Origin of the sequence: Paraburkholderia sp. (assembly GCF_035501035.1) — a bacterium.
Classification (GTDB): Bacteria; Pseudomonadota; Gammaproteobacteria; order Burkholderiales; family Burkholderiaceae; genus Paraburkholderia.
The window spans coordinates 1-9,257 of sequence record NZ_DATJWR010000438.1 but is presented as its reverse complement, the minus strand read 5'-3'; the positions used below and the strand labels follow the sequence as shown (position 1 = coordinate 9,257).

Sequence of the window (9,257 nt, the reverse complement as noted above, 5' to 3'; positions counted from 1 at the left end):
CAGGCCGAGCGCGAGCGCCTTCTTCGTGACGAAGCGCGTTTGCGGCATCGGGCCTTCCACGGCGTCGACGAGCAGCAGCACCGAGTCGACCATCGAGAGCACGCGCTCCACTTCGCCGCCGAAGTCGGCGTGGCCCGGGGTATCGACGATGTTGATGTGGGTGCCCTCGTACTCGACCGCGCAATTCTTGGCGAGGATCGTGATGCCGCGCTCTTTTTCGATGTCGTTCGAGTCCATGACACGTTCGGCGACCTGCTGGTTGTCGCGGAAGGTGCCGGACTGGCGCAGCAGTTGGTCGACGAGCGTGGTCTTGCCATGGTCGACGTGGGCAATGATGGCGATGTTGCGAAGAGCGCGGGACATAGGAACCTGGGTACAGTTGAGTGCGCCGCGCATGCCCTGCTGGCAGGCCCGGCTCGGGCGCGCGGCCGCCGCCTCGATCCGCCCCGGAATTTCCGTCGACGGATCAGTTCAGCATCGCTGCAATGGCGCACTTTTGGGAACCTGAAATTATAGCATGCGCAGATGAAATGATCCCGCGCATACAAGAGGCACGAGCCCCGGTAGCGGCTGAACTGGCGCGCCCCACATAAAGAGGCTGAGAGGCTGAGAGGCGAAGTGCGTGTGCGCCTCTGGATTGCGCCTTTAGATCGCCCTGCATCGATTGACAGTTGGGCAAGCCACTCCCGCCGACCCGGCGCGGCTCTGTCTGCATTGTTGCCTCGCGGCCGCTCTCCATGTTCTCACGCCTCGCACGGCCAGATTAAGCCCCTGCACCGCAAAGGTTTCTCGGCAAATGCAGAATAAACCTTGTCGCGTCAACTAACCGGTCCTATAATCCCTGCCTGGTCAACCATTGCACTCGCAGCAGAAAAATGACGGATCCGACTCCAACACCCCCGCCCGAAGTCCGCGACTACGAACTCGGCGAGAGCGTCGGCTACCTGATTTCACGGGTGAAGTCGACGATGTCGAACATGATCACCCAGCGGACCGTCGCCGAACTCGGCGTGACGAGCCAGCAGGCCAGCATTCTCTTCATGGTGGCAACCGGCAAGTGTCTACTTGCGGCCGAACTCGCGCGCGAGTACGGCATCGACGCGAGCGCGGTCACACGCCTCGTCGACCGGCTGGAGAAGCGCGGTCTGCTCCAGCGCGTGCGCAGTTCCGAGGACCGCCGCGCGGTGCGCCTCGCGCTCACGCCCGAAGGGCTCGCCATCGCCGCGCGCATGCCGGCGATCTTCCGCAGCATCACGGAGCATCTCTCCACCGGCTTCACGCCGGAAGAAGTCGGCTTCCTCAAAAGCATGCTGCGGCGGATTCTCGCCAATAGCTGCGAAGCCAGCCAGGGGGCGAACCAGAATCCGCCGGGCAATGGGTGACGGGGCAAGCAAATTTGAAAGCGCCACACAAGAAAATAGCTGCATCGTCCAGTATCACCACACCTTCTCACGCATCGAGACGAGCAATGACATCCCAAACCGAGTTTGCGCCAGTTCCGGCCGTGCGGGCGCTGACCTGTCGGGCGGCGGTCGCCGCCGCGGTCGCGGCGCTCGCCCTTTCGGGTTGCGCGAACTACATCGGCATCAACAGCGACAAGACCATCGATCAGCCGCAGCAGCTCGAAACCTCGCAGAGCATTCCGGCGCAAGGCGGCCAATGGCCGACGCTCGACTGGGCCAACCAGTTCGGCGACCCGCAGCTCCCGAAGCTGATCGACGAGGCGCTAGAAGGCAGCCCGACCATCGCGCAGGCGCAGGCGCGCATCGCCAAGGCTTCGTCGTACATCGAGACATCGAAGTCGGCGCTCTTTCCGAAGGCCGACCTGAGCTACTCCTGGACCCGCGAACTGTACTCCGCGAACGCGCTCTTCCCGCCCCCGTACGGCGGTACCTGGTATAGCGAGAACAACGTGCTCGCGAGCGCCTCCTGGGAACTGGACCTCTGGGGCAAGAACCGTCAGCGCCTCGCGCAGGCCGTTTCCTCCCAGCGTGCGGCGCAGGCCGACATGCAGCAGGCGCGCATCACGCTCGCCTCTTCAGTTGCGCGCACTTATAACCAGCTCGCCCAGCTCTACGCGCTGCGCGACATCGCCGTGCACGAGATCGACAACCGCAATACCATCGGCACGATCACGAACGGGCGCGTGGTGGCGGGCCTCGACACCAACGTCGAACGCCAGACCGCGAACGGAAACATCGCGACTAGCCAGGCCAACCTCTCGCAGATCGACGGCCAGATCGAGAGCGTGCGCTATCAGCTGGGCGCGCTGCTCGGCAAGGGCCCGGACCGCGGCCTGCAGATCGCGCAGCCGGTGCTCAATCCGGCCGCAAACGTCGCCTTGCCCGACAACCTGCCCGCCGATCTCGTGGCGCGCCGCCCGGACATCGTGGCCGCGCGCTGGCAGGTCGAAGCCGCGGTGCACGACGTGAAGGAAGCCAAGGCCGAATTCTTCCCCGACGTGAACCTCGCGGCGGGCTTCGGCTTCGACGCGTTCGGCTGGGGCAAATTCCTCAACTTCACGAGCCGCCAGGCGAACATCGGCCCCGCCGTCCATTTGCCGCTCTTCGACGCGGGGGCGTTACGCGCGCAACTGAAGGGCCGCTACGCCGACTTCGAGCTCGACGTGGCGAACTACAACCAGACACTCATCGGCGCGTTCCAGGACGTCGCCACCGGCGTCTCGTCGATCCGCTCGGCCGACAGGCAGCTCGCTGACGCCCAGCGTGCGCTCGACGCTTCGACCAAGGCATACGAACTCGCCGTGGTGCGCTATCGCGCCGGTCTCTCGGAGCAGCTCCAGGTGCTCAACGCCGACCAGAACCGCCTCGCCGCGGAACAGACGGTGACGAACCTGAAGGCGCAGCGGCGCGACCAGCAGATGGCGCTCATCCAGGCGCTCGGCGGAGGCTTCGACTCGCACGACGCGGGACTCGCGCCACCGGTCGAGGTCGGCAGCGAGGCACCGGGCCAGAGCGGCGTGAACGGCGCGCCGTGGCGTGGCGCGAGAGCGGCAACGCCGGCATCGGCGCCTGCGGCGACCGCTTCGAACTGAGCGAACAAGCGCAGCAAACGTCGAGCAGCGAGCGCCGGGCATCGAACCGAACACCAATAACTGAACGAACAGCACGCAAGAATCTGGAGATCTTTCCATGAGCACCCCCCAGCAACCGGCGGCCAATCAGCAGCCGAACACGAACAGCAGCAAGCGCAAGCGCATGATGACGCTGCTTGTCCTCGTGATCGTGATTGCAGCCATTGCCTACGGCCTCTACTACTTCCTCGTCGCGCGCTTCACCGAGAGCACCGACGACGCCTACGTGAACGGCAACGTCGTGCAGATCACGCCGCAGGTGACCGGCACGGTGATCGCCGTGAAAGCGGACGATACGCAAACGGTGAACCTCGGCGATCCGCTCGTGCTGCTCGACCCGGCCGATGCACGCGTCGCGCTCGAGCAGACCGAGGCGAACCTCGCGCAGACGGTGCGCCAGGTGCGCGGCCTCTTCGCCGACGACAGCCAGTACGAAGCGCAGGTCGCGGTGCGCCAGGCCGACCTCTCGCGCGCGCAGGACGACCTGCGTCGCCGCATGGAAGTCGCACAGACGGGTGCCGTCTCGCAGGAAGAAATCTCGCACGCCCGCGACGCCCTTCGCAGCGCCGAAGCCGCGCTCGAAGCCGCGCAGCAGCAGCTCGCCGCGAACCGCGCGCTGACCGCGAACACGACGATCGCCAACCACCCGAACGTGGAGGCCGCCGCCGCCAAGGTGCGCGACGCGTATCTCGCCAACGCGCGCAACACGCTGCCCGCGCCGGTCACCGGCTACGTGGCGAAGCGCTCGGTCCAGGTGGGGCAGCGCGTCGCGCCGGGCAACCCGCTCATGTCGGTCGTGCCGCTGAACTCGCTCTGGGTCGACGCGAACTTCAAGGAAGTGCAGCTCAAGCACATGCGCATCGGCCAGCCCGTCGAGATGACGGCCGACGTGTATGGCTCGTCGGTGGTCTATCACGGCAAGGTGGTGGGCTTCTCGGCGGGTACGGGCTCGGCCTTCTCGCTGCTGCCCGCGCAAAACGCGACGGGTAACTGGATCAAGGTGGTACAGCGTCTGCCGGTGCGCGTCTCGCTCGATCCGGAAGATCTGGTGAAGCACCCGCTGCGCATCGGCCTGTCGATGCAGGTGGACGTGAATATCCGCAACGATGCGGGCAGCCAGCTCGGCAATGCACAGAACACCGTGCTCGAGACCGATGTGTTCGCGAAATACGGCGCCGAGGCCGACGCGGAGATTGCACGCATCATCGCCGAGAATGCCGGACCGAGCGCGAACAAGGCGCCCAGCAGCGCGGCCAAAGACGCACACAGCAACGCCACCAAAAACGCAACCAGCAACGCGACAGGCAAAGCGCAGATGTCGTCGGCGAGCTCGCACGCAGCAAATACTCGCGCAAAAAGCTGATCGATGCGCTGATTGATACGTTGATAGCACGCTGACAAGCGCTTGCGCGGGCCGAGAATCGGCCCGCGCCGCGTTGCTTCAGCGTTGCGCAGGTCAATGACAAAGGACTCAATGGCAGCCCCACAACAACCCGTCGTCCATCCGCCGCTCAAGGGCGCGCAGCTCGTGATCGGCACCATCGCCGTCTCGCTCGCGGTGTTCATGAACGTGCTCGACACCTCGATCGCGAACGTGTCGATCCCGTCGATCTCGGGCGACCTCGGCGTGTCGTCGGACCAGGGCACGTGGGTCATCACCTCGTTCGCGGTGGCGAATGCGATCTCCGTGCCGCTCACCGGCTGGCTCACGGACCGCATCGGCCAGGTGCGCCTCTTCATGGCGTCGATCATCCTGTTCGTGATCTCGTCGTGGATGTGCGGCCTCGCGCCCACGCTGCCCTTCCTGCTCGCCTCGCGCGTGCTGCAAGGCGCCGTGGCCGGCCCGATGATCCCGCTCTCGCAAACGCTCCTGCTCGCGAGCTATCCGCGTGCGAAGGCGCCCATGGCACTCTCGATGTGGTCGATGACCACGCTCATCGCGCCGGTGGCCGGACCGATTCTCGGCGGCTGGATCTCCGACAACATCTCGTGGCCGTGGATCTTCTACGTGAACATCCCTGTGGGCATCGTCGCCGCGCTGGCCACGTGGGCAATCTTCCGCAACCGAGATTCGGTCGTGAAGAAGGCCCCGATCGACGGCGTGGGGCTCGCGCTGCTCATCATCTGGGTGGGCTCGCTGCAGGTGATGCTCGACAAGGGTAAGGATCTCGACTGGTTCTCCTCCACCACGATCATCGTGCTCACCCTCACCGCAGTGATCGCGTTCGCGTTCTTCGTGGTGTGGGAGCTGACCGCCGATCACCCGGTCGTCGACCTGTCTCTCTTTGCGCGGCGCAATTTCACGGGCGGCACGATCGCGCTTTCAGTGGGCTACGGCCTTTACTTCGGCAACCTCGTGCTGCTGCCGCTGTGGCTGCAGACCTCCATCGGCTACACGGCCACCGAAGCGGGCCTCGTGATGGCGCCGGTCGGCTTCTTCGCGATCATGCTCTCGCCGGTCACGGGCAAGCTGCTGCCGCGCACCGACCCGCGTTACATCGCGACGGCGGCCTTCATCGTGTTCGCGCTGTGCTTCTGGATGCGCTCGCGCTACACGACCGGCGTGGACACCTGGGCGCTCACGGTGCCGACGCTCATTCAGGGCATCGGCATGGCGGGCCTCTTCATTCCGCTCGTCTCGATCACGCTCTCCGGGTTGCCGGGCAACCGCATTCCAGCCGCGTCGGGCCTGTCGAACTTCGTGCGGATCATGTGCGGCGGCATCGGCACCTCGATCTTCGAAACCGCGTGGGATCACCGCACGACGTTTCACCACGCGCGCCTCACCGAAGTGGCGACGCCGACCAACCCGATCTTCAATCAGTCGATGCAGCAGATGCAGAACGTCGCGGGCCTCGATACCGCGCAGGCGCACGGTCTCTTTGACCGGATGCTTTCGCAGCAGGCCGCGCAGCTCGGGGTGAACGACCTGTTCTTCATCTCGTCGGCGATCTTCATCGTGCTGATCGCGCTCATCTGGATCACGCGGCCCGAGCGCACGAGTAGCGCCGACGCAGGAGCGGCGGCTTCGGCAGCGCATTGAGGCTGGAGCAGGTGCGGCGAGGTTCGCGCGCGGCGCCATAAGCAAAAACGGCACGTCCGGTTCATCACCGGCGTGCCGTTTCTTGTTTGCGCGCGTCGCGCGCGAAGTCGTCGCGCTCAGTCCGCGCCGCTCACCACCAGACGCTCCGGCGCAAGCACGCCGTTCGCCACCTTCGCCACGCCCAGCAAACGCCCTTCCCCGGTGTACACGCGCACACGCGCGGCAGCCTCGCAGGCCGCGCGCTCAAGCACGAGTGCGTTGAGCGGCAGGCGTTGGCCGTGCGTGAAGCGGCGCGCGGCTTCGGCGTCGAGCGTCACCGTGGGGAACGTTGAAAGCAGCGCGTCGACGGGTTGAAGCCATGCGTCGCGCGCGGGCTCGTCGGCTGCCGTGAGCGCTTCGAGCGTCACGGCATGTTCGAGCGTGAGCGCGCCCACGCCCGTGCGGCGCAGCATCACGAGATGCGCACCGCAGCCAAGCGCCTCGCCGATGTCCTCGGCGAGCGTACGTACGTAAGTGCCCTTGCTGCAGGTCACGCGAAACGTGACGTCCGGCAGTGCGCAGGCGATCATCTCCAACACGAGGATTTTCACCTCGCGCCCTTCACGCTCCACCGTCTGCCCCGCACGCGCATATTCGTAAAGCGGCTTGCCGTCGCGCTTGAGCGCCGAATACATCGGCGGCACCTGCACGATGTCACCAAGAAAGCGGTTCATCGCTTCGCGCACGGCGGCTTCGTCGCAAGTCACCTCGCGCGTCTCGATCGCTTCGCCTTCCGCATCGCCGGTCGCGGTGCGGATGCCGAGGCGCATCGTCGCTTCATAGGTCTTGTCGGCGTCGAGCAGGTCCTGCGAAAACTTGGTCGCTTCGCCGAAACACAGTGGCAAAAGGCCTGAGGCGAGCGGATCGAGCGTGCCCGTGTGGCCCGCCTTCTTCACGCGGAAAAGACGCTTTGCGCGTATCAGCGCGTCGTTGCTGGAAAGGCCCACGGGCTTGTCGAGCAGGAGCACGCCGTCGAGCAGGCGACGCGGCACCTTGGGGCGCGCCGCGTCAGGCCGGGCCGCGCCCTGGGAAGGCTTGGAAGTTGCAGTCATATCGGGGAATCGCAAACAACACCGCAAACAGCGCAGCGAGCCGTTCAGCGACCGGAGGCAGCGCGCGACGCACAAGCATCGCGTGTGCGCTCCGTGTCGCGATGGCGCGCGGAACTCAGTCGTCCTTCGCGCGCGTGGCGTTCGCCTCGTCGATGAGGCGCGACATCTCCACACCCCTCTCGATCGACTGGTCGTAATGGAAATGCAGCGTCGGCACCGTGTGAATGTGCAACCGCTTGAACAGCAGGTTGTGCAGGTGGCCCGCGGCGTGATTGAGCGCTTCCTGCGTAGCCTTCGGGTCGCCCGTGAGGGTCGTGAAGTAGACCTTCGCGTGCGCATAGTCCGGCGTCAGCTCGACGCTTTGAATCGTCACGAGGCCAATGCGCGGATCCTTCACTTCGCGCATCACGAGTTCGGAGAGGTCGCGCTGGATCTGATCGGCGATCTGCACGTTGCGATTCGGAGTAGAACGTTTTTTCGGCATGATTTATCCACCTCTTTCGGCGGCGGCATTCAAAGCGGCGCGCCCGACCGCAATAGTCAAGCGACCGCACAAAAACAAACGGGCGGGGCTGGCCAGCGCCGCCCCGCCCGTAATCGGGTCAAAGATCCGATCGAGCGCGCGGGATCCAACCCGCGCGCGCCGAAGCGCTTACAGCGTACGCGCGACTTCGGTGATCTCGAACACTTCGAACTGGTCGCCTTCGACGATGTCGTTGAAGTTCTTGATCGACATACCGCACTCGAAGCCCTGCTTGACTTCCTTGACGTCGTCCTTGAAGCGCTTGAGCGAGTCGAGTTCGCCGGTGTGGATGACCACGTTATTGCGCAGCACGCGCACCGACGACGAACGCTTGACCACGCCATCCGTGACCATACAGCCCGCCACCGCGCCGACCTTCGGCACCTTGAAGACCTGGCGCACCTCGACCATGCCCGTGATGACTTCGCGCTTCTCCGGCGCGAGCATGCCCGACATCGCCGCCTTCACCTCATCCACAGCGTCATAGATGATGTTGTAGTAGCGGATATCCACGCCGTTCGTCTCGGCCAGCTTGCGCGCCTGAGCGTCCGCACGCGTATTGAAGCCGATGATGACCGCCTTCGATGCCGTCGCGAGGTTGACGTCGCTTTCGCTGATGCCACCCACCGCGGCGTGCACGATTTGCACGCGCACTTCGCTCGTCGAGAGCTTGAGCAGCGCGTGAACCAGTGCTTCCTGCGAGCCCTGCACGTCGGCCTTGACGATGAGCGGCAGGTTCTGCACTTCGCCTTCGCCCATCTGTTCGAGCATGTTCTCGAGCTTCGCGGCCTGCTGCTTCGCGAGCTTGACGTCGCGGAACTTGCCCTGGCGGAACAGCGCGATTTCGCGCGCCTTGCGCTCGTCGGGCAGCACGATGACTTCCTCGCCCGCGCCAGGCACTTCCGAGAGACCCTGGATTTCCACCGGGATCGACGGGCCTGCTTCCTTCGTGGGCTTGCCGGTTTCGTCGAGCATCGCGCGCACGCGGCCATAGGCCGTACCCGCGAGCACCACGTCGCCGCGATTCAGCGTACCCGACTGCACGAGCACGGTCGCAACCGGGCCCTTACCCTTGTCGAGCTTCGCTTCGATCACGAGACCCTTGGCCGGCGCTTCGACCGGAGCCTTCAACTCCAGCACTTCGGCTTGCAGCAGCACGTTTTCGAGCAGATCGTCGATGCCCGCACCCGTCTTCGCCGAAACCGGCACGAACGGCGAGTCGCCGCCGTACTCTTCCGGCACGACACCTTCGGCCACGAGCTCCTGCTTCACGCGCTCGGGGTTCGCATCCGGCTTGTCGATCTTGTTGATCGCCACGACGAGCGGCACGCCGCCCGCCTTCGCGTGCGAAATGGCTTCCTTCGTCTGCGGCATCACGCCGTCGTCGGCTGCGACCACCAGAATGACGATGTCGGTCGCCTTCGCGCCGCGCGCACGCATGGCCGTGAAGGCCTCGTGACCCGGCGTGTCGAGGAAGGTGATGACGCCGCGCGGCGTTTCGACGTG

At 65.3% G+C, this 9,257-nt stretch carries 8 protein-coding genes; 4 read left to right on the top strand and 4 right to left on the bottom strand.

Annotation, left to right across the window (positions count from 1 at the left end; all coding sequences use genetic code 11):
- Positions 1–363, bottom strand: a 363-nt coding sequence (locus tag VMJ11_RS30925; protein WP_325624707.1) for a GTP-binding protein, incomplete at its 3' end; no start/stop codon positions are given.
- Positions 364–875: 512 nt separating this feature from the next.
- Here VMJ11_RS30925 and VMJ11_RS30920 point away from each other — a divergent pair.
- The 4 genes from VMJ11_RS30920 to VMJ11_RS30905 all read left to right on the top strand — a co-directional run bounded on the left by VMJ11_RS30920 (position 876) and on the right by VMJ11_RS30905 (position 6,137).
- Positions 876–1,382, top strand: coding sequence for a MarR family winged helix-turn-helix transcriptional regulator (locus VMJ11_RS30920; protein ID WP_325624705.1), 507 nt, complete (start codon positions 876–878; stop codon positions 1,380–1,382).
- 86 nt (positions 1,383–1,468) lie between these two features.
- Positions 1,469–3,055, top strand: a complete 1,587-nt coding sequence (locus tag VMJ11_RS30915) for an efflux transporter outer membrane subunit (protein ID WP_325624704.1) — start codon at positions 1,469–1,471, stop codon at positions 3,053–3,055.
- 97 nt (positions 3,056–3,152) lie between these two features.
- Entirely contained in the window at positions 3,153–4,457 is a 1,305-nt protein-coding gene (locus tag VMJ11_RS30910; protein ID WP_325624703.1) for an EmrA/EmrK family multidrug efflux transporter periplasmic adaptor subunit, read from the top strand.
- A gap of 111 nt (positions 4,458–4,568) precedes the next feature.
- Positions 4,569–6,137: a DHA2 family efflux MFS transporter permease subunit gene (locus tag VMJ11_RS30905; RefSeq protein WP_325624702.1), complete on the top strand. Its 1,569-nt coding sequence runs from the start codon at positions 4,569–4,571 to the stop codon at positions 6,135–6,137.
- A gap of 116 nt (positions 6,138–6,253) precedes the next feature.
- Here the strand turns inward: VMJ11_RS30905 and truB are convergent, their stop codons facing one another.
- The 3 genes from truB to infB form a co-directional block, all read right to left on the bottom strand.
- Entirely contained in the window at positions 6,254–7,228 is a 975-nt protein-coding gene (truB, locus tag VMJ11_RS30900; RefSeq protein WP_325624700.1) for a tRNA pseudouridine(55) synthase TruB, read from the bottom strand.
- A 115-nt stretch (positions 7,229–7,343) separates the two neighbouring features.
- Positions 7,344–7,712: a 30S ribosome-binding factor RbfA gene (rbfA, locus tag VMJ11_RS30895; protein WP_325624699.1), complete on the bottom strand. Its 369-nt coding sequence runs from the start codon at positions 7,710–7,712 to the stop codon at positions 7,344–7,346.
- Between the two features lie 168 nt (positions 7,713–7,880).
- The coding region (gene infB / locus VMJ11_RS30890) for a translation initiation factor IF-2 (protein WP_325624698.1) at positions 7,881–9,257 on the bottom strand (1,377 nt) is incomplete at its 5' end.